The sequence below is a fragment of the Kocuria sp. cx-455 genome, assembly GCF_057707085.1.
Map to the genome: position 1 here is coordinate 57,981 of NZ_JBYIPM010000003.1, position 20,025 is coordinate 78,005.

Sequence of the window (20,025 nt, forward strand, 5' to 3'; positions counted from 1 at the left end):
TTGCGGAACGGTAGATATTTGAACGCTTTGCTGAACGGTGCTCCCCGTGACCGTAGGAGGGGCCCGAGGCGTTTTCGCAAAGCACGTACGCGCTGGGTTTGTGGCGTCAGTGATTCGAAGTGATTCAGACGAACGGGTCATCTGCTTCGCTGCCCCACTGCGGATCGGTCTGCGCAACCAGAATCCGTGAACGGGCAGCGGAGGCGCGGTGATCATCGCTTGACGATGCCGCGTTACATCGCATGTCGGAACACGCGAATACGCCGGTTCATACCCCGAATTCTCTTTCGAGAACGTGAACCGCCAGGCGGTTGGTGGGGCATAGAGGATTCTGACTCAGCAGTGTCGAAGTCAGTGATATGGACACACGTGTGCCACACGCGTACTGATCTACTCTACAGCCCAGGCCCCGCTGGGTCCAACTGGCCGCTGCGCAAAAGAAGCGGGCCCCCATCCGAGGATGGGGGCCCGCTGGCCGGCGCGCCGCCGACCTGCTGTGTCGATCGAAACGACCTTACTTGGCCTTCTCGATGATCTCCACGATGCGCCAGTTCTTGCTGGCGGACAGCGGACGGGTCTCGGCGATACGCACGAGGTCGCCGATACCGGCGGTGTTCTCCTCGTCGTGAGCCTTGACTCGCTTGGACTTGCGCATGACCTTGCCGTAGAGGGCGTGCTTCACACGGTCCTCCACCTGCACGACCACGGTCTTGTCCATCTTGTCGGAGACTACGTAGCCGCGACGGGTCTTACGGTCACCGCGCTTGGCCGTCGCCTCGTTGTTAACCTGCTCGCTCACTTGGCATCATCCTCAGACTTGGCGGCCTTCTTGCTTGCCTTGGCTGCCTTCTTGTCGGTCTCTACAGCACTCGCCTCGACCTCTTCGCGGATGCCCAGCTCGCGCTCACGGAGCACGGTGTAGATGCGGGCGATATCACGCTTGACGGACTTCAGGCGACCGTTGCTCTCGAGCTGACCGGTTGCGGACTGGAAGCGCAGGTTGAACAGCTCTTCCTTGGACTTGCGCAACTGCTCGGTCAGAGCACCGTTGTCCAGTGCCGCGAGGTTTTCCATGTTCAGATCCTTGGATCCAATGGCCATTGATCATTCACCACCTTCGCGACGCACGATACGTGCCTTCATCGGGAGCTTGTGGATTGCCAGACGAAGCGCCTCACGGGCGACTTCCTCGGTCACGCCGGAGATCTCGAACATGATGCGTCCGGGCTTGACGTTGGCGACCCACCATTCGGGTGAGCCCTTACCGGAACCCATGCGGGTTTCGGCGGGCTTCTTGGTCAGGGGACGGTCCGGGTAAATGTTGATCCAGACCTTACCGCCACGCTTGATGTGGCGGGTCATTGCGATACGCGCGGCTTCGATCTGACGGTTGGTGACATATGCCGGGCTCAATGCCTGGATGCCCCACTCGCCGAACGATACCTGGGTTCCGCCCTTGGCCTGACCCCGTCGCTTGGGGTGGTGCTGCTTGCGGAACTTAACACGACGTGGGATAAGCATTACTTACCACCCTCTGCGTTGGACGCCTCCGCAGCGTTGTTCTGCTGCGGGGCTGCGGCGGAGTCGTTACGCTCACGGCGCCCGCCACGGTCGTTACGGTCATTGCCCCCACGACGACGACGCTCGCCGCCCCCGGCGCCACCGCGGCGGTCGTTGCGTCCGCGCGAAGACGGAGCAGCGGCCTGCTGTGCTGCCAGTTCCTTGGAGGTCAGGTCACCCTTGTAGATCCAGACCTTCACGCCGATACGGCCGAAGGTGGTCTTTGCCTCGAAGAAGCCGTAGTCGATGTTCGCGCGCAGGGTGTGCAGGGGCACACGGCCTTCGCGGTAGAACTCCGAGCGGGACATTTCAGCACCACCGAGGCGGCCGGCGCACTGGATACGAATACCCTTGGCACCCGCACGCTGTGCGGACTGAATGGCCTTCTTCATGGCGCGGCGGAAAGCCACGCGAGAAGCGAGCTGCTCGGCGACACCCTGAGCGACCAACTGCGCGTCGGTCTCGGGGTTCTTGACTTCCAGGATGTTCAGCTGGATCTGCTTGCCGGTCAGCTTCTCGAGCTCACCGCGGATGCGGTCAGCTTCGGCGCCGCGGCGGCCGATCACGATGCCCGGGCGAGCGGTGTGGATGTCCACACGCACACGGTCGCGGGTACGTTCGATTTCGACCTTGGAAATGCCTGCGCGCTCCATGCCCTTGGACATCAGCTCGCGGATCTTCACATCCTCGCGGATGTAGTCCTTGTAGCGCTGGCCCGGCTGGTTGGAGTCGGCGTACCAGTGCGAGATGTGGTCGGTGGTGATACCCAGACGGAATCCGTTGGGGTTGATTTTCTGTCCCACTTAGCGGACCTCCTCCTTCTCCGGGGTCGCCACGACCACGGTCACGTGGCTCGTGCGCTTGTTGATGCGGTACGCACGGCCCTGGGCGCGCGGCTGGAACCGCTTCATGGTGGGTCCTTCATCCACGTAAGCAGCGGAGACAACGAGGTCTTCCTGCTTGAACGCGAGGCCTTCACGCTCGGCCGTCTGCCGGGCGTTGGCCACGGCGGATTCGAGAACCTTGAACACCGGCTCGGAAGCTGCCTGGGGGGCAAACTTCAGAATCGCCAATGCCTCATTCGCCTGCTGGCCACGAATCAGGTTGACGACGCGCCGGGCCTTCATAGGCGTCACGCGGATGTAGCGCGCAGATGCCTTGGCTTCCATTGCTTTCCTTCTCTCGTCTTGTCGAAGAAGTGCTACGTGCTAACCCGTGGGTCAGCGACGCTTGCCCTTCTTGTCGTCCTTCACATGGCCGCGGAACGTGCGGGTGGGAGCGAATTCGCCGAGCTTGTGCCCGACCATCGACTCCGTGATGAACACCGGGATGTGCTTGCGTCCGTCGTGCACGGCAATCGTGTGTCCAAGCATGTCGGGCACGATCATCGAGCGGCGGGACCACGTCTTGATGACGTTCTTGGTACCCTTCTCGTTCTCCTTGGCGACCTTCAGGTAGAGGTGCTGATCAACGAAAGGGCCCTTCTTGAGGCTGCGTGGCATTAGTCAGGCTCCTTAGCGCTTGTTCTTGCCGGTACGACGACGACGGACGATGAGCTTGTCGCTTTCCTTGTTGGGGCGACGGGTGCGTCCCTCGGGCTTGCCGTTCGGGTTGACCGGGTGGCGGCCACCGGAGGTCTTACCCTCACCACCACCGTGCGGGTGGTCGACGGGGTTCATGACGACACCGCGGACGGTCGGGCGGATGCCCTTCCAGCGGTTACGTCCGGCCTTGCCCCAGTTGATGTTGGACTGCTCGGCGTTGCCGACCTCGCCCACTGTTGCGCGGCAACGAACGTCGACGTTGCGGATTTCGCCGGAGGGCAGACGGAGCTGGCCGTACTTACCTTCCTTGGCGACGAGCTGCACGGATGCACCGGCCGAGCGGGCCAGCTTCGCGCCGCCGCCCGGGCGCAGCTCCACGGCGTGGAGCACGGTGCCCACGGGGATGTTGCGCAGCGGCAGGTTGTTGCCGGGCTTGATGTCGGCGGACGGACCGGACTCGACAATATCGCCCTGCTTGAGCCTGTTCGGGGCCACGATGTAGCGCTTGGTGCCGTCGACGTAGTGCAGCAGCGCAATGCGCGCCGTGCGGTTGGGGTCGTACTCGATGTGAGCGACCTTGGCGTCGACGCCGTCCTTGTCGTGACGACGGAAGTCGATGACACGGTACTGGCGCTTGTGCCCACCGCCCTTGTGACGGGTGGTGATACGACCAGTGTTGTTGCGACCGCCCTTCTTGGGCAGCGGACGCACCAGTGACTTCTCGGGCGTATTGCGCGTGATTTCTACGAAGTCGGCAACCGACGAGCCGCGACGGCCCGGGGTTGTCGGCTTGTGCTTACGGATAGCCATAATTGATATTCCTCGTTAAAGTGGTCTCCGCTCAGGCGAGCGGACCGCCGAAGATGTCGATGGAACCTTCCCGAAGGGACACGATGGCACGCTTGGTGGCCTTACGCTGTCCCCAGCCGAAGCGAGTGCGCTTGCGCTTACCGGGACGATTGAGGGTGTTGACGGACTCGACCTTGACGCCGAAGATCGTCTCCACGGCGTACTTGATTTCGGTCTTGTTGGCCGAGGGCGCCACCTGGAAGGTGTACTTACCCTCGTCGATCAGTCCGTAGGACTTCTCGGAGACGACCGGGCGAATAATCACATCGCGCGGGTCCTTGTTGTAGATCGCGCTCACTTGGCGTCCTCCTGGTTCTTACCCGTAGCGGACGCAGCAGCAACGAACGAATCGTAAGCGGCCTTGGTGAAGATCACGTCGTCCGAGACGAGCACGTCGTACGTGTTGAGCTGGTCTGCGTACACGGCGTGCGTGTTGACCAGGTTGCGCACGGACAATGCAGCGACGTCGTCACCGCGGTCCAGAACAACCAGCACGTTCTTACGCTCGGTGACCGAGCGCAGGGCAACCTTGGCGGCCTTGGTGGACGGCTCGGCGCCGGTCACCAGATCCGCGACCACGTGGATGCGGTTGTTGCGAGCCCGGTCCGAGAGGGCACCGCGCAGGGCAGCTGCCTTCATCTTCTTGGGCGTGCGCTGGGAGTAGTCACGCGGGGTCGGGCCGTGGACAACGCCACCGCCGGTCATGTGCGGTGCGCGGATGGAGCCCTGACGAGCGCGACCCGTGCCCTTCTGCTTGAACGGCTTGCGACCTGCACCGGAAACTTCCGCGCGAGTCTTGGTCTTGTGCGTGCCCTGGCGTGCTGCGGCCAACTGAGCGACGACGACCTGGTGAAGCAGTGCCACGTTGGTCTGCGCGTCGAAGATCTCAGCGGGCAGCTCGACGTTTACGGTTTCAGTTGCCATGGCTTATCAGGCTCCCTTCACTGCGGTTCGGACGAGGACGACCGATCCCTTGGGGCCCGGCAGGGCGCCCTTGATGAGCAGCAGGGAGTTGTCGGCGTCGACAGCGTGAACGGTCAGGTTCATGGTGGTGTGACGGACGTTGCCCATCCGGCCGGCCATCTTCATGCCCTTGAAAACACGTGCGGGGTACGATGCGCCGCCGATGGATCCCGGCTTGCGGTGGTTCTTGTGTGCACCGTGGGAGGCGCCCACGCCGGCGAAGCCGTGACGCTTCATAACACCGGCGGTGCCCTTGCCCTTGGTGGTGCCGACAACATCGACCTTGGTCCCGGCGTCGAAGATTTCGACGGACAGTTCCTGGCCGAGCTCGTAGTCAGCGGAATCGGAAGTACGAAGTTCGACGACGTGGCGGCGCGGGGTCACTCCGGCGGCGGCGAAGTGGCCAGCCAGCGGCTTGGAAACCTTGCGGGGATCGATCGCACCGAAGCCGATCTGAACGGCGTTGTAGCCGTCATTGTCCTCGTTGCGCAGCTGCGTCACGACGTTGGAGTCGGCCTTGACCACGGTCACCGGCACGAACTTCCCGTTCTCGTCCCAGACCTGGGTCATGCCGAGCTTGGTGCCCAGCAGGCCCTTAACCTGGCGTTCGAAAGTGGTAGTCATTGGGGTGCGATCCTTTTTACAGCTTGATTTCGATGTTCACGTCAGCCGGCAGGTCGAGACGCATGAGCGAGTCGACAGCCTTGGGCGTGGGGTCGATGATGTCGATCAGCCGCTTGTGTGTGCGCATTTCGAAGTGCTCACGGCTGTCCTTGTACTTGTGCGGCGAGCGGATCACGCAGTAGACGTTCTTCTCCGTGGGCAGCGGGACGGGTCCCACCACCGTGGCGCCTGCGCGCGTCACCGTCTCAACGATTTTCCGGGCCGAGACGTCAATGACCTCGTGGTCATAGGACTTCAGCCGGATGCGGATTTTTTGTCCCGCCATGGCGTCGTGACTCTCTTTCTTCAAGTACTTCCCTGTGTGGAGCCAAAGCCCCTTGTGTTCGGCGTTTTTATCGCCACTTCACACAGACTGAATCCGGTGTAACCGGGTTCCTCACCCTGCTGAAGCACCGACACCCGAACTCGGGCGTGTCGCATAAAACGCAAACACGAGTTCGCACAACTAATTTCTATGGTGCCGGTTGGATGGTTGTTGACGTGATCCCATGAAGACCATGGCTCGTTGCGGCTGCTTCGATGTACCGGTTCGCCCGACGCGGTCGGGGCCTTTTCACGGGCACACACCGACACGTGAACAACAGCGACCATTCTGCCAGAAAATTACGCACCTTTGCAAACGCGGGTGCTCCCACCCCGTCGGACGCTTTGAGCAACGCGCCGACGCCGTGCGGCGGGCGTGAAGCGACGTCGTCGTGGCGGCGGTGCGCGAACGCGTAAGGCCCCGCCGGTACGAAACTGGCGGGGCCTTACGTGGCGTGCCGGGCTAGCCGGCGATCAGCAGCGTAATCGGATGATTACTTGTTGATCTTGGTCACCTTGCCGGAACCAACGGTGCGGCCACCCTCACGGATAGCGAAGCCGAGGCCGTCCTCCATGGCGATGGGCTGGATCAGCTCAACGCTCATTTCGGTGTTGTCACCGGGCATGACCATCTCGGTGCCCTCGGGCAGCGTGATGACGCCGGTGACGTCGGTGGTGCGGAAGTAGAACTGCGGACGGTAGTTCGAGTAGAACGGGTTGTGACGCCCGCCCTCTTCCTTGGACAGGATGTAGACGTTGGCCTCGAAGTCGGTGTGCGGGGTGATGGAACCCGGCTTGCACACGACCTGGCCACGCTCGACATCGTCGCGCTTGAGCCCACGCAGCAGCAGACCACAGTTCTCGCCCGCGAGGGCTTCGTCCATCTGCTTGTGGAACATCTCGATACCGGTCACGGTGGTCTTCTGGATCGGGCGGATGCCAACGATCTCGACCTCCGAGTTGATCGGCAGGGTGCCACGCTCGGCACGGCCGGTCACCACGGTGCCACGACCGGTGATGGTGAAGACGTCCTCGACGGGCATCAGGAACGGCTTGTCGGTGTCGCGCACCGGCTCGGGGATGTTCTCGTCCACGGCCTCCATGAGGTCCTCAACGGACTTGACCCACTGAGCGTCGCCCTCGAGAGCCTTCAGGGCGGACACGCGCACCACGGGTGCGTTGTCGCCGTCGAAGCCCTGGTCGGACAGCAGTTCACGAACTTCCATCTCGACGAGGTCCAGCAGTTCCTCATCGTCGACCATGTCGGACTTGTTCAGTGCCACCAACAGGTAGGGAACGCCCACCTGGCGGGCCAGCAGAACGTGCTCACGGGTCTGAGCCATGGGGCCGTCGGTGGCAGCAACCACGAGGATCGCGCCGTCCATCTGAGCAGCACCGGTGATCATGTTCTTCACGTAGTCCGCGTGACCGGGGGCGTCAACGTGAGCGTAGTGACGCTTCTCGGTCTGGTACTCGATGTGAGAGATGTTGATGGTGATGCCGCGCTGCTTCTCCTCCGGAGCGGAGTCAATTGCACCGAAGTCGCGCTGCTCGTTGAGATCCGGGTACTTGTCAGCAAGCACCTTGGAGATGGCAGCGGTGAGCGTGGTCTTGCCGTGGTCAACGTGGCCGATGGTGCCGATGTTGAGGTGCGGCTTGGTGCGCTCGAACTTGGCCTTCGCCATGATGTGTTCCTCCTAGAACATTGAGGTGAGACTTACTCGACTGCTCCGAAGACTCGGAGCGTACTATCACAGCGCAGGGCGCTGCTGCAGTCGAAACCTGTGCAAGTCTACTTTGGCTTTAGTGGTTTATCGAAATTCGGGGACGGGTCCCCGGTGGGCCTACTCGCCGCGGTTCTTTTGAATGATCTCGTCGGCAACGGCCTTCGGGACCTCTGAATAGCTGTCGAACTGCATGGAGTACACGGCACGACCCTGGGTCTTGGACCGGAGGTCACCGATGTAGCCGAACATTTCGGACAGCGGCACGAGGGCCTTCACCAGCTTGACGCCGGTGACATCCTCCATGGACTGGATCTGACCGCGACGGGAGTTCAGGTCACCGATTACGTCGCCCATGTACTCCTCGGGGGTGCGAACCTCCACGGACATCAGCGGCTCCAGGAGCACAGGGTTGGCGCGACGAACGCCTTCCTTGAACACCATGGAACCGGCGATCTTGAACGCCATTTCGGACGAGTCGACGTCGTGGTAGGCGCCGTCGAGCAGGGTGGCCTTCACGCCGACCATGGGGTATCCGGCAAGAACACCCAGCTGCATGGCGTCCTGGATACCGGAATCCACGGACGGAATGTACTCGCGAGGAACGCGGCCACCGGTCACCTTGTTGTCGAACTCGTAGAGTTCTTCGGAGTCCAGCGGGAGCGGCTCGAAAGCCACCTGCACCTTGGCGAACTGGCCGGAACCACCGGTCTGCTTCTTGTGGGTGTAGTCGACCTTGTCCACGGCCTTCTTGATGGTCTCGCGGTAAGCCACCTGCGGCTTGCCCACGTTGGCTTCCACCTTGAATTCGCGCTTCATGCGGTCCACCAGGATGTCCAGGTGAAGCTCGCCCATGCCGCCGATCTCGGTCTGGCCGGTCTCGTCGTTGAGGGACACCGTGAAGGTGGGGTCCTCAGCGGAGAGCTTCTGGATCGCGGTGGAGAGCTTTTCCTGGTCGCCCTTGGTCTTGGGCTCGATAGCCACGAAGATGACGGGCTCGGGGAAGCTCATGGACTCCAGCACGATGGGGTTCTGCGCATCGCACAGGGTGTCACCTGTGGTGGTGTCCTTGAGACCAATGGCCGCGTAGATGTGACCGGCCGAGATCTCGTCCACCGGGTTCTCCTTGTTGGAGTGCATCTGGAACAGCTTGCCGATGCGCTCCTTCTTGCCCTTGGTGGAGTTGAGCACCTGCTCGCCGGCCTTAGCCTTACCCGAGTACACGCGGATGTAGGTGAGCTGACCGTAGAACGGGTGGGCCGCGACCTTGAACGCCAGCGCGGCGAACGGTGCGTTCGCGTCCGCCGGACGGGTCATGACCTCTTCCTCGTCCTTCACGGAGTGACCCTGCACGGAGAGGACGTCCAACGGCGTGGGGAGGTAATCGATCACAGCGTCGAGCATGGGCTGCACGCCGCGGTTCTTGAACGCGGAACCACACAGCACCGGGTAGGCCTTGGAGTTGATCGTCAGCTCGCGAATGCCGTGCTTGATCTCATCCTGGGTGAGCTCTTCACCGTTGAGGTACTTCTCCATGAGCGCGTCATCGGCTTCAGCCACGGATTCGACCAGCTGGTTGCGGTACTCCTCGGCACGCTCCTGCAGATCCTCGGGGATCTCGCGGATCTCGTACTTGGCGCCCAGGGACACGTCACCCTTGGAGTCGCCTTCCCAAACGAACGCCTTCATGGTGAGCAGGTCGACAACGCCCACGAAGTCGTTCTCGGCGCCGATGGGCAGCTGCAGAACGAGCGGGGTTGCACCCAGGCGGGACTTGATGGTGTCCACGGTGAAGTAGAAGTCGGCACCGAGCTTGTCCATCTTGTTGACAAAGCAGATGCGCGGAACTTCGTACTTGTCAGCCTGGCGCCACACGGTCTCCGACTGCGGCTCAACGCCTTCCTTGCCGTCGAAGACTGCCACGGCGCCGTCGAGCACACGCAGGGAGCGCTCGACCTCGACCGTGAAGTCCACGTGGCCCGGGGTGTCGATGATGTTGATCTGGTTGTCGTGCCAGTAGCAAGAGGTCGCGGCGGAGGTAATGGTGATGCCGCGTTCCTGCTCCTGCGCCATCCAGTCCATCGTGGATGCACCGTCGTGCGTCTCGCCGAGCTTGTGGTTGATGCCCGTGTAGAACAGGATTCGTTCGGTGGTCGTGGTCTTACCGGCATCAATGTGAGCCATGATGCCGATATTGCGGACCTTGTTCAGGTCGGTAAGCACGTCAAGTGCCACGATGGTTCCCTTCGTAAAGGTTGGTGCCGGGCCCATGGTCGGCCCCGTTGTTGACGGGGCCGACACGCCTATCGGATTTTACCAGCGATAGTGGGCGAAGGCCTTGTTGGACTCAGCCATCTTGTGGGTGTCCTCGCGGCGCTTCACAGCGGCACCCAGGCCGTTGGAGGCGTCGAGGATCTCGTTCTGGAGACGCTCAGTCATGGTGTTTTCGCGGCGGACCTTGGCGTAGCCAACGAGCCAACGCAGGGACAGCGCGGTGGCGCGGCCTGCCTTGACCTCGACCGGGACCTGGTAGGTGGCGCCACCGACACGACGGGAGCGGACCTCGAGGGCCGGCTTGACGTTGTCGAGGGCCTTCTTCAGAGTGACGACCGGATCTGCGTTGGTCTTGTGACGAACGCCTTCGAGGGCACCGTAGACAATGCGCTCTGCGGTGGACTTCTTGCCGTCCTGCAGAACCTTGTTGATCAACTGGGTGACCACGGGAGAGCCGTAGACGGGGTCTACGACGAGGGGGCGCTTGGGAGCGGGACCTTTACGAGGCATTACTTCTTCTCCTTCTTGGCGCCGTAGCGGGAACGAGCCTGCTGGCGGCCCTTGACACCCTGTGTGTCGAGTGCGCCGCGCACGATCTTGTAGCGAACACCCGGCAGGTCCTTCACACGACCACCGCGCACCAGCACGATGGAGTGTTCCTGCAGGTTGTGTCCCTCACCGGGGATGTACGCGGTAACTTCCACGCCGCCGTTGAGCTTGACACGGGCCACCTTGCGCAGAGCCGAGTTCGGCTTCTTGGGGGTGGTGGTGAACACACGGGTGCACACGCCGCGCTTCATGGGGTTGCCCTTGAGCGCGGGGGCTTTGGTCTGCATGACCTTGGACGTCCGGCCCTTACGGACCAGCTGCTGAATAGTTGGCACAGTGCCTCCTGTTTGGGCAGACCTTGCGTTCACCGGGTGAACGGTCTGCTGACTGCGGATTGGTGAGTCACGGAAGCAGGCACGACAAAAAATGGCATCTAGGTACAAGGTGCGTACCACAGGACAGGGTCCAATTTGCCATTAATTCGAAAATGCGCGCGCTCGTGACCGAGCAATTCCTGCCCAGTGTAGCAGTTACCGCTCACCGCCGCGAACCGGTGTGCGGGCGAGCCCGCCGCCGAGCACGGGAGCTCAGTGGCCCGACGCCGCGAGGTCCTGAGAAATGGCATCCGCGCAGGCAAGCAGCTCCGGGATCACCTGGGTCTCGGGGTGATCGGTGTCCACCCCGGGCATCCCCACGCGCATGGACACATTGATCGCGGCAATTGTGCGGCCGGCGCGGTCCCTGACCGGCACTGCGGCCGAGCGCAGCCCCACTTCCAGTTCTTGATCCACCACGGCGTAGCCCTGCTCGCGCACACGCTGCAGCTGCTGCGCCAGGGCGTCGCGCTCGGTGGTGGTCCGCCGGGTCAACGGTGACAGTTGCGCTGCCGAGAGGTACTCCGCCAGTTCCTGGGCGCTGAGGTCCGCGAGCAGCACCCGACCCATGGAGGTGGCATAAGCGGGGAAGCGGGTTCCCACGGCAATCGCCACCGTCATGATGCGGTGCGTGGCCACGCGCGCCACGTACACGATGTCCTGTCCGTCGAGCACGGACAAGGACGTGGATTCCTGCAGGGTGTCCGAGAGCCGCTTCAGATGCGGGCTTGCGACCTGCGGCAGTGACAGCGCCGAAAGATACGAGTACCCCAATTGCAGCACCTTGGGCGTGAGTTCGAACATCCGCCCGTCGGAACGGACGTACCCCAGTGATTCGAGCGTGAGGAGGAACCGGCGCGCGGTGGCGCGCGTCAAACCCGTGTGTCGTGCAACGTCGGAGAGCGTCATGACGGGCTGAGCGGCGTCGAAAGCGGCAATCACCGACAGCCCGCGCGCGAGCGATTGAACGTACTGGCTCTTGTCGGCGGAGTCTGCGTCAGCGCTCACGGGGGGCTCCAAATCACACGGGTCGGCTACTGGGGGTTGCGGGAAGTACACGGGATTAACGAAAAGCGGGGGTGGAACCCGATCGACTCCACCCCCGCGCCCACGTCAATTGGCGGGCTTGAGTTCGATGTCGATCAACTCGGTGAGTTCGTCAAAACCGATACCGAAGGTCTCGCGCACCCGCACGCCGTCATCCTCGATGAGGAACACGGCCTTGTCCGTGTAGATGCGGGACACGCAACCCACACCGGTCAGCGGCATATCGCACTCAGCCACCAGCTTGGGCTGGCCCTTCTTGGTCTGCAGGGTCATCATCACGAACGTCTGCTTGGCGCCGGTGGCCAGGTCCATGGCACCGCCCACCGCGGGGATGGCGCCGGGCTTGCCGGTGTGCCAGTTGGCCAGGTTGCCCTTCTGGTCCACCTGGAAGGCACCCAGGACACAGCAGTCCAGGTGACCGCCGCGCATCATCGCGAAGGAATCCGCATGGTGGAAATAGGAGCAGCCCTCCGTCTCGACCACGGGAATCTTGCCCGCGTTGATGAGATCCGGGTCGACCTCGTCGCCCTTGGCCTCCGCACCCATACCCAGCATGCCGTTCTCGGTGTGCAGGGTGACGTCGTCCTCGGGGGACAAGTAGTTGGAGACCAGCGTGGGCTGGCCGATTCCCAGGTTGACGTAGGCGCCGGCGGGAATGTCGCGGGCCACAACCTCGGCGAGCTCTTCGGGGCTCAGGGCGTGATCACTGTTCTGCGGGGCGCTCATGCCGCACCTTCCTCTCGCGGGTCTACCTGCTTGGGAGCTTCGAGCCTGACCACGGTGTCCACGTAGATCCCGGGGGTCACCACGACCTCGGGGTCGAGCTGACCGCGCTCCACGATCTCGCTCACCTGCACGATGGAGCGTTTTGCGGCGGCCGCCATGATGGGGCCGAAGTTGCGCGCGGTCTTGCGGTAGACCAGGTTGCCCGCGGTGTCCGCGGTGTGTGCCTTGGTCAGGGAGAAGTCCGCGTGGATGGGGTATTCGAGCACCTGGTGCTTGTCGTCCAGTTCACGTACTTCCTTGCCCTCCGCCAACGGGGTGCCGTAGCCGGTGGGGGTGTAGAACGCGCCGATACCCGCACCGGCGGCGCGGATGCGCTCGGCCAGGTTGCCCTGCGGTACGACCTCGAGCTCGATCTCGCCGGCGTGGTACTTCTCGTCGAAGTGCCACGAGTCCGACTGGCGCGGGAAGGAGCAAATGATTTTCTTCACGCGGCCGAGCTGGATGAGCTTGGCCAGTCCCACGTCTCCGTTACCGGCGTTGTTGTTGACCACGGTGAGATCCTTGGCGCCGTTCTCGATGAGCGCGTCAATGAGCTCAACGGGCTGCCCGGCAACACCGAAGCCACCGATCATCACGCAGGCGCCGTCGTGGATGGGCTCCACGGCCGCGGCCACGCTGTCTGCAATGTTCAGCATGAGCTGTATGCCTTTCCTCGTTTGGTCTGGGGTGGGGTTGCTCAGCCCTGGGCGTTCTCGTTCTCGAGTACCACGGCCAGGCCCTGGCCCACGCCGATGCACAGGCTGGCCACGCCCCAGCGCTCGCCAGACTCTTCGAGACGGCGTGCCAGGGTGCCGAGCACGCGGGTACCGGAGGCGCCGAGCGGGTGACCGATCGCGATGGCACCGCCCCACGTGTTCACGATGCTCTGGTCCACGCCCCACTGGCGCAGGCACGCGAGCGACTGCGCGGCGAACGCTTCATTGAGCTCCACGGCCGCGACGTCTCCCCAGGTGATCCCCGCCCGCTTGAGCGCGAGGTTGGCGGCCGCCACGGGTGCCTCACCGAAGTACTGCGGCTCGTTGGCCGCGGCGCCGCGACCGGCGATGCGTGCAATGGGTGCGATGCCGAGCAGGTCAGCGCCCTTTTCACTGCCCAACCACGCCGCGGAGGCGCCGTCATTCATGGGCGAGGCATTTCCGGCGGTCACCGTCGCGTCCTCACCCGTGCGGAACACGGTGCGCAGGCCGGAGAGGGTCTGGGCGGTGGAATCCGCACGGACCGTCTCGTCACGGGTGAGTTCCACACCGCGCTTGGTGTTGGACTGCACGCTCACGGTGAGGTTGTCGTACTTGCCCTCGTCCCAGGCCTTCGCGGCGAGCTGATGCGAACGAGCGGCGAACTCATCCTGATCCTCACGGGAAATCTGGTGCTTCTCACGCAACTGCTCGGTGGCCTCGCCCAGCGAGACGGTCCAGGCATCCGGCATTTCCGGGTTGACCAGGCGCCACCCCAGGGTGGTGTTGGCGAGCTTGAGGTCCTGCATGGGGAAGGCGCGCTCGGTCTTGGGGAGCACCCAGGGGGCGCGGGACATGGATTCCACACCACCCACGAGCAGCAGGTCACCCTCGCCCACTTCGATCTGACGCGAGGCCATCATGGCGGCGTCCAGGGAGGAACCGCACAGGCGGTTGATCGTGGATCCGGGAACGGAGGTGGGCAGTCCCGCGAGCAGGGTGGCCATGCGGGCCACGTTGCGGTTCTCTTCGCCGGCGCCGTTGGCGTTGCCGAAGTAGACCTCGTCGATGGCGGAAGGATCCAGCTGGGGAGCGCGCTCCACCATGGTCTTGACCACGAGGGCGGCCAGATCATCGGGGCGGTGGCTGGACAACGCACCGCCCACCTTGCCGAACGGGGTGCGGACTGCGTCGTACACGTAAGCGTGGTTCATGTAAATCCTCACAGGTTGGGCTCACCCGGTCTCCCGGGGCGACACCGTCTCCATGGGCCGACGACGCCGCATTGCGTGGTTCCAGAATACCCCCAATGTGCGCGCCATGTGAACACCTGTACGCATGGCGAACATTAGATGCGATCCGCGCCGTGGTGCACCTCGCGCCCCGGGCTACTCCCCCAGCGCCCCCATGTCCGACAGCACCTTTTGAGCATGCTTGAACGCGTTGTTCGCGGACGGCACCGATAAGTAGATGGCCGACTGGAGAAGGATTTCCTTGATCTCGTCCGGGGACAGCCCGTTGCCGATTGCAGCCCGCACGTGCATCTCGAACTCTTCCCAGTGCCCGGCCGCAATCAGTGCCGTGAGGACGCACGCGCTGCGCATTCGGCGATCCAGGCCCGGCCGGGTCCAGATCTCGCCCCACGCGTAGCGGGTGATGAAGTCCTGGAACTGCTCGGTGAATTCCGTCTTGCCGGCCTCGGCGCGATCCACGTGCGCGTCGGAGAGCACCTCGCGGCGCACGGTCATGCCGTCCTGGTGGGCCTGGGACTGGGTGCGTTCTGAACGATCGGTCATGGAGTCCTTTCTGCTCAGCGGTGGGCCGAGATGAATCGGGTGATGTGTCCGGCGGTGACTTCCGGCGCCTCCGCAGCCAATAAGTGAGACGTATTCGCGATCGTCTCGTGGCGAGCGCCCAACTTCTTGGCCAGTGCCTGCACGGTCTCGGGCCCAGCAACGACGTCGCCCGGTCCGGACAGCGCCAGAACGGGTACCTCTGTTCCGGGCTGAGTTTCGCGCAGGTCGAAGCCGGCCAGCGAGCGGCACGCGGCGGCGTAGCTGTACCGATCCGCGTTCTGCAGGTCGTGCAGCAGGGCGGTGCCGACCTCCGGGTGATGCGCCAGGAAATGCGGGGCGAACCACAACTTTGCGGAGTTGATCACCTGGGTGGGAGTTCCCGCCCGGGCCACGAGGTCCGCGCGTTCGTTCCAGCCCTGCGGGTCCGGGAAGTAATCGGTCGTGGCAATCAATGTCAGTGAGGCCAGCCGGTCCGAAGGATCCGCAAGCAGTTGCTGCCCCACCGCACCGCCAATGGATGTGCCCACGTAGTGGAAGGGCCCGGAAGACAGCTGCCCCGCAACCGCGGCCAGGACACCCTGAGCGAGCTCCGCCACCGTGAAGTCGCGGGTCGGTCCACTCACGCCGTGGCCGGGGAGATCCCATCCGACCACGCGCATCTCGTGGGCCAGGCGGGAGACCACACCGCCGTAAAGATTGGCCACGGACGTGCCGATTCCGGGCCCCAGGACCACCAGGGGTGCGTCATCGGGAAGCTGTTCGGGGTTCGAGAACTCCACGAGTCCAAGCTCGGGCACGCTCATGCAATCAACCTTTCGCGGTGGTTTTTCACGGCACGGTCGCACAGCTGCTGCGCGGCGCCCAGATAACCGCGGGGGTCCAACAGCTGCCGTACCCACGCTCCCACGCTGGCCCGTTCCCGCGGGTTCACACCGTCCGGAAATGACCGCGAGTCCTCACCCGTGATCAGGTCGGTCAGGTGGTCCACGAGCGCCTCGGCGTCGAGGGGATGCTCACGCACAGCGGCCTGCACTCGCTGCTTGGCCGTGGAACCGTCGAATTTTGACAGCACCGGCGTCAGAGCGGCACCGAGTCGTTCGGCCATCACACCGGTGCCTGCCCGGCGCAGGTTCTGCGCCATGCGTTCGGCGTTGACGGTCAGACCGTCGGCGAGTTCCGCAGCGTGCGACGCCGCCGCGGTCGCCAGCACCGCTAGCTCACGCAGCGCGGGCCATTCCGCATGCCACCCGCCGTCCGGACGCTCATCCACGGCCGCCGCGGCACCGGAGGTGACCTGGCTCAGGAGGTGGGGCGCGGCCAACGCCGTGCGCTTGAGCAAAACGCTCAACACGGGATTCTGTTTTTGGGGCATTGCGGACGAGACCCCGCGACCCTCGGCGGTGGGCTCGCGCAATTCGCCCACCTCGGGCCGGGACAGCAACAGCACGTCGTTGGCCATGCGCCCCAGTGCCGCGGTCGTTTCCGCAAGCGCTCCGGCAACCCGCAGGACCGGAACGCGATCGGTGTGCCAGACGTGATCCGGTACCCCCAGTCCGAGTTCCTCGCCCCAGTACCCGATCAGGGTGAAAAGCCTGTCAGCGGTTTGCTCGGTACTTCCCCCCTGATCGCACAGGGCCATACCCGCCGCCAGGGTTCCGGCGGCTCCCCCATAGGACACGGGGAGGTGAGCCCGGTCCAGCACGTCGCGCGCGGCGTCGTCGACCCCCGCAAGCCACGAGGCCGCCTTGACACCGAAAGCAATGGGCAGCGCGTGCTGGGTGAGGGTGCGCCCGACCATCACGGTGTCCGTGTGGGCCTCGACCAGGCCGGCGAGAGCGTCCCCGGTGCGGGTCAGATCCGACACCAGACTGTTTCGCGCGGCCTTGAGCACGATGGCGAGCGCGGTGTCCATGACGTCCTGGCTCGTGAGGGACTTGTGCACTGCGGCCACCGGGGAACCGTGCAGTTCGGTGACCGCGGCGCGGTAGTCGGCGAGCAGCGGAATGACCGGATTGCCGCCGCCCTCGGAAGCGACCGCCAACCGGTCAAGTGATGCCTCGTCCAAAGTGACGTGGTCCACCGCGTCACGAGCAATGTCAGCGATGCGTCTCGGCACGAGTCCCAGACGCGACTGGGCCGCGACCCACGCCGCCTCCGTGCGGAGAACGGCGCGGGCCACGGCACGATCGTCGAGCAGCTCGGCCGCCCGGTGGCCTCCCGGAGTGAGAAGACCCGTGGTGATCATTCAAGCCCCGGGTAGGCCAGGAACACGGTCTCTCCGTCACCCTGCAGGTGCACGTCGAAGCGCAACGAGCCGTCCGCTTCGCGAGTGGCAACCAGGGTGGCTCGCTCGTCGTCCGACAGGCCCGACAGCAGCGGGTCATTGCCGAGTGCGTCGGTGTCCTCGGGCAGGTAGATGCGCGTGAACAGCCGATTGAGCAGGCCGCGGGCGAACACGGTCAGGCAGATGAACGGCGCCTTGCCGGCCTCGGTGGGGCCGGGGTTGACCGTGGTGAAGGTGTAGTGGCCCTCGTTGTCCACGGCCACGCGGCCGAATCCGGTGAACGTGTAGCCGTCGCGGAGCAACGAGCCGGTCTCCTGGGAGACGTTGCCTTCCTCGTCCGCCTGCCAGATCTCCAGCATGGAGTCGGGCACTGGTACGCCGTGGCCGTCGTAGACGGTGCCGTGCAGGCGCACGGCGCCGGGGCGGGATCGGTCCACCAGATTTTCGCCGTTCTCGTACGGAAGCGCGTACCCGTAGAACGGGCCAATGGTTTGACCCGGGGTGGGTACCAGGCGTTGGGTGTTCTCAGACATTGCTGTCGTCCTCCGTCCAGGTCCGGTTGGAACCGCTCAACACGATGTCCCATGTGTAGCCCAGCAGCCACTCGTGCTCGGACACGTTGTGGTCGTAGTCGGCCACGAGGCGGTCACGGGCCTTGGGATCCACGATCGACTGGTAAATGGGATCCAACGCGAACAGTGGATCGCCCGGGAAGTACATCTGGGTGATCATGCGCTGGGTGAAGTCCGTGCCGAACAGTGAGAAGTGCACGTGCGCCGGGCGCCATGCGTTCTGGTGGTTCTTCCACGGATACGGTCCGGGCTTGATCGTCACGAACGAATAGGACCCGTCATCACCGGTGATGCAGCGGCCCACGCCCGTGAAGTTCGGATCAATGGGCGCGGGGTGCTGATCGCGCTTGTGAATGTAGCGACCGGCCGCGTTGGCCTGCCAGATCTCCACCAGCTGATTGCGCACGGGGCGGCCATCACCGTCCAGCACGCGGCCGTTGATGCGGATGCGCTCACCGATCGGTTCACCGCCGTCCTGAATGGTCAAATCCGACTCGAGCTTGTGCACGTCCCGCTCACCGAAGGCCGGAGCGTAAAGCTCGATGGTCTCCGGGTCCGCGTGGCGCGGGTCCTTGGTCGGGTGGCGCAGGATGGAGCTGCGGTAGGGCGCGTAGTCCAGCCGCGGCTGGGTTTCCGTACGACCGGACTCCTCGTACTGCTTGGTGATTCCGGCCATCTCGTTGTTGAGCTGGTCCTGGCTGTCAGCGGCGTCATCGGCGCCCTTGGCCGTGAGCGGCTCGAAGGCGTCCTCTGGATTCTCAGCTGCCATCATTCATCTCCTTATGGACAGAGCTGCGGTGGATAGTGTGTGGCTCATTGATCCGGCCAGCCGGTGTAGCACTCCGCGAAGTAGGCGGATCCGCGCTCCGATCCGGTGATGGACGCGAACTCGCCGCGGCGGCGCTTCTGATTGAAGGGATTCTCCCCGGGCTGGATGTGCATGAGGTTGGTGGCCCAGTACGAGAAGTTCTGAGCCTTCCAAATGCGTTCCAGGGCCTTGGCCGAATACTCCGCCAGGCCGCTTTCATCACCGTTGTCGAAGAAGTCGATAATGGCCGGGGCCAGCACGCGCACATCGCAGAAGGCCAGGTTCAAGCCCTTGGCACCCGTGGGCGGAACCGTGTGACCGGCGTCCCCCACCAGGAACATGTTCCCGTAGCGCAGCGGTTCACAGACGTAGGAACGGAACGGCAGGACGGTCTTGTCGAAAATTTTGCCGCGCTGCAACTGCAGACCGTCCGGGCCGTCGATGCGACGCTGCAACTCCGCCCAGATGCGCTCATCGTCCCAGTCCGCCACGTTCTCATTGGGATCACACTGGAAATACATGCGCTGGACCGTGTCACTGCGCTGGGAGATCAGGGCAAAGCCGTGCTCCGAGTTCGCGTAAATCAACTCGGGAGCGGAGGCCGGGGCCTCGCACAGAATGCCGAACCACGCGAACGGGTACTCGATGAAGTTGTCCCTACGGACGTCGGCGGGGATCTGACGCTTGGAAATGCCCTTGGAACCGTCCGCTCCGACCAGGATCCTGCAACGGATCTCGAGCTCCTCGCCGTCGGCCGTGGTGCTCAGGATCTTGGGCTGGTCGGAGGTGAGGTCACTGATCTGGGTGTCGGTGACCTCGTAGCGGACGTCGCCGCCGTCGCGCTTGCGCGCCGCGGCAAGATCGACGAACACCTCGTTCTGCGGATAGAGCCACACGGACTCGCCCACGAGTTTCTGGAAGTCGATGCGGTGACTGACACCTTCGAACCGCAAAGTGGTGCCCTCGTGCTCGTGGCCTTCGGTCAGGACCCGACCACCCACTCCGGTTTCCGCCAACATCCTGACGGTGCCGGCCTCAAGAATGCCGGCGCGGTGGGTATTCGCGATCTCGTCGTGGGAGCGGGCCTCCACCACAACGCTGTCGATGCCCGCCTTGTACAGCAGGTGGGAAAGCATCAGTCCGGCGGGGCCGGCACCCACGATGCCCACCTGGGTCTCCACAATTGTTCGCTCTTTGACCATGTGTCCTCCTTGCGCACGTGTCACTCACATTA

Annotated in this window: 25 protein-coding genes; all 25 read right to left on the bottom strand. The window is 63.9% G+C overall.

Annotated elements, in window-relative coordinates:
• Nucleotides 1-514 precede the first annotated feature (514 nt).
• The 25 genes from rpsQ to AC3ENJ_RS05890 all read right to left on the bottom strand — a co-directional run bounded on the left by rpsQ (nucleotide 515) and on the right by AC3ENJ_RS05890 (nucleotide 19,993).
• Complete coding sequence (rpsQ, locus tag AC3ENJ_RS05770; RefSeq protein ID WP_190781365.1) at nucleotides 515-799, bottom strand: 30S ribosomal protein S17; 285 nt, start codon at nucleotides 797-799, stop codon at nucleotides 515-517.
• Nucleotides 796-1,101 (bottom strand): 50S ribosomal protein L29, encoded by a 306-nt coding sequence (gene rpmC / locus AC3ENJ_RS05775; protein ID WP_431813370.1) that lies wholly within the window; start codon nucleotides 1,099-1,101, stop codon nucleotides 796-798. Before rpmC ends, rpsQ begins: the two co-directional genes overlap by 4 nt.
• A gap of 3 nt (nucleotides 1,102-1,104) precedes the next feature.
• A complete protein-coding gene (gene rplP / locus AC3ENJ_RS05780; RefSeq protein ID WP_190781364.1) occupies nucleotides 1,105-1,521 on the bottom strand; it encodes a 50S ribosomal protein L16 in 417 nt (138 codons plus the stop codon).
• The gene (gene rpsC, locus AC3ENJ_RS05785; protein ID WP_190781363.1) at nucleotides 1,521-2,363 is read right to left on the bottom strand and encodes a 30S ribosomal protein S3; all 843 of its coding nucleotides are present in this window, start codon (nucleotides 2,361-2,363) and stop codon (nucleotides 1,521-1,523) included. Before rpsC ends, rplP begins: the two co-directional genes overlap by 1 nt.
• Nucleotides 2,364-2,729: a 50S ribosomal protein L22 gene (gene rplV / locus AC3ENJ_RS05790; RefSeq protein ID WP_190781362.1), complete on the bottom strand. Its 366-nt coding sequence runs from the start codon at nucleotides 2,727-2,729 to the stop codon at nucleotides 2,364-2,366. It abuts the gene before it with no gap.
• Between the two features lie 51 nt (nucleotides 2,730-2,780).
• Nucleotides 2,781-3,062 carry a 30S ribosomal protein S19 gene (gene rpsS, locus AC3ENJ_RS05795; protein ID WP_016997047.1) on the bottom strand — a complete coding sequence of 94 codons (282 nt, stop codon included), beginning with the start codon at nucleotides 3,060-3,062 and terminating at the stop codon, nucleotides 2,781-2,783.
• A 12-nt stretch (nucleotides 3,063-3,074) separates the two neighbouring features.
• On the bottom strand, nucleotides 3,075-3,914 hold the full coding sequence (rplB, locus tag AC3ENJ_RS05800; protein ID WP_190781361.1) for a 50S ribosomal protein L2: 840 nt from the start codon (nucleotides 3,912-3,914) through the stop codon (nucleotides 3,075-3,077).
• Nucleotides 3,915-3,945: 31 nt separating this feature from the next.
• Nucleotides 3,946-4,251: a 50S ribosomal protein L23 gene (gene rplW, locus AC3ENJ_RS05805; RefSeq protein WP_190781360.1), complete on the bottom strand. Its 306-nt coding sequence runs from the start codon at nucleotides 4,249-4,251 to the stop codon at nucleotides 3,946-3,948.
• Nucleotides 4,248-4,877: a 50S ribosomal protein L4 gene (rplD, locus tag AC3ENJ_RS05810; protein ID WP_190781359.1), complete on the bottom strand. Its 630-nt coding sequence runs from the start codon at nucleotides 4,875-4,877 to the stop codon at nucleotides 4,248-4,250. The genes rplW and rplD overlap by 4 nt, the downstream gene beginning before the upstream one ends.
• Nucleotides 4,878-4,883: 6 nt before the next feature.
• Nucleotides 4,884-5,540: a 50S ribosomal protein L3 gene (gene rplC / locus AC3ENJ_RS05815; protein ID WP_190781358.1), complete on the bottom strand. Its 657-nt coding sequence runs from the start codon at nucleotides 5,538-5,540 to the stop codon at nucleotides 4,884-4,886.
• Between the two features lie 16 nt (nucleotides 5,541-5,556).
• Nucleotides 5,557-5,865 carry a 30S ribosomal protein S10 gene (gene rpsJ, locus AC3ENJ_RS05820; protein WP_003803825.1) on the bottom strand — a complete coding sequence of 103 codons (309 nt, stop codon included), beginning with the start codon at nucleotides 5,863-5,865 and terminating at the stop codon, nucleotides 5,557-5,559.
• 532 nt (nucleotides 5,866-6,397) lie between these two features.
• Nucleotides 6,398-7,588, bottom strand: coding sequence for an elongation factor Tu (gene tuf, locus AC3ENJ_RS05825; RefSeq protein ID WP_190781357.1), 1,191 nt, complete (start codon nucleotides 7,586-7,588; stop codon nucleotides 6,398-6,400).
• A gap of 159 nt (nucleotides 7,589-7,747) precedes the next feature.
• Nucleotides 7,748-9,862 carry an elongation factor G gene (fusA, locus tag AC3ENJ_RS05830; protein ID WP_190781356.1) on the bottom strand — a complete coding sequence of 705 codons (2,115 nt, stop codon included), beginning with the start codon at nucleotides 9,860-9,862 and terminating at the stop codon, nucleotides 7,748-7,750.
• Between the two features lie 78 nt (nucleotides 9,863-9,940).
• On the bottom strand, nucleotides 9,941-10,411 hold the full coding sequence (gene rpsG / locus AC3ENJ_RS05835; RefSeq protein ID WP_190781355.1) for a 30S ribosomal protein S7: 471 nt from the start codon (nucleotides 10,409-10,411) through the stop codon (nucleotides 9,941-9,943).
• Nucleotides 10,411-10,785, bottom strand: a complete 375-nt coding sequence (gene rpsL / locus AC3ENJ_RS05840; protein ID WP_190781354.1) for a 30S ribosomal protein S12 — start codon at nucleotides 10,783-10,785, stop codon at nucleotides 10,411-10,413. The genes rpsG and rpsL overlap by 1 nt, the downstream gene beginning before the upstream one ends.
• A gap of 252 nt (nucleotides 10,786-11,037) precedes the next feature.
• A complete protein-coding gene (locus AC3ENJ_RS05845; protein WP_190781353.1) occupies nucleotides 11,038-11,832 on the bottom strand; it encodes an IclR family transcriptional regulator domain-containing protein in 795 nt (264 codons plus the stop codon).
• 105 nt (nucleotides 11,833-11,937) lie between these two features.
• Complete coding sequence (locus AC3ENJ_RS05850) at nucleotides 11,938-12,597, bottom strand: 3-oxoacid CoA-transferase subunit B (protein WP_190781352.1); 660 nt, start codon at nucleotides 12,595-12,597, stop codon at nucleotides 11,938-11,940.
• On the bottom strand, nucleotides 12,594-13,292 hold the full coding sequence (locus AC3ENJ_RS05855) for a 3-oxoacid CoA-transferase subunit A (protein ID WP_190781351.1): 699 nt from the start codon (nucleotides 13,290-13,292) through the stop codon (nucleotides 12,594-12,596). The genes AC3ENJ_RS05850 and AC3ENJ_RS05855 overlap by 4 nt, the downstream gene beginning before the upstream one ends.
• A 41-nt stretch (nucleotides 13,293-13,333) precedes the next feature.
• The gene (locus AC3ENJ_RS05860; protein ID WP_431813371.1) at nucleotides 13,334-14,545 is read right to left on the bottom strand and encodes a thiolase family protein; all 1,212 of its coding nucleotides are present in this window, start codon (nucleotides 14,543-14,545) and stop codon (nucleotides 13,334-13,336) included.
• Nucleotides 14,546-14,719: 174 nt separating this feature from the next.
• Nucleotides 14,720-15,127: a 4-carboxymuconolactone decarboxylase gene (gene pcaC / locus AC3ENJ_RS05865; RefSeq protein ID WP_190781349.1), complete on the bottom strand. Its 408-nt coding sequence runs from the start codon at nucleotides 15,125-15,127 to the stop codon at nucleotides 14,720-14,722.
• Between the two features lie 14 nt (nucleotides 15,128-15,141).
• Nucleotides 15,142-15,930 carry an alpha/beta fold hydrolase gene (locus AC3ENJ_RS05870; RefSeq protein ID WP_190781348.1) on the bottom strand — a complete coding sequence of 263 codons (789 nt, stop codon included), beginning with the start codon at nucleotides 15,928-15,930 and terminating at the stop codon, nucleotides 15,142-15,144.
• Complete coding sequence (locus AC3ENJ_RS05875; RefSeq protein WP_431813372.1) at nucleotides 15,927-17,372, bottom strand: lyase family protein; 1,446 nt, start codon at nucleotides 17,370-17,372, stop codon at nucleotides 15,927-15,929. The genes AC3ENJ_RS05870 and AC3ENJ_RS05875 overlap by 4 nt, the downstream gene beginning before the upstream one ends.
• Nucleotides 17,369-17,944, bottom strand: coding sequence for a protocatechuate 3,4-dioxygenase subunit alpha (gene pcaG / locus AC3ENJ_RS05880; protein WP_190781346.1), 576 nt, complete (start codon nucleotides 17,942-17,944; stop codon nucleotides 17,369-17,371). Before pcaG ends, AC3ENJ_RS05875 begins: the two co-directional genes overlap by 4 nt.
• Nucleotides 17,937-18,752 carry a protocatechuate 3,4-dioxygenase subunit beta gene (gene pcaH, locus AC3ENJ_RS05885; protein WP_190781345.1) on the bottom strand — a complete coding sequence of 272 codons (816 nt, stop codon included), beginning with the start codon at nucleotides 18,750-18,752 and terminating at the stop codon, nucleotides 17,937-17,939. Before pcaH ends, pcaG begins: the two co-directional genes overlap by 8 nt.
• A gap of 44 nt (nucleotides 18,753-18,796) precedes the next feature.
• Nucleotides 18,797-19,993 carry a 4-hydroxybenzoate 3-monooxygenase gene (locus AC3ENJ_RS05890; RefSeq protein ID WP_190781344.1) on the bottom strand — a complete coding sequence of 399 codons (1,197 nt, stop codon included), beginning with the start codon at nucleotides 19,991-19,993 and terminating at the stop codon, nucleotides 18,797-18,799.
• Nucleotides 19,994-20,025: the final 32 nt, after the last annotated feature.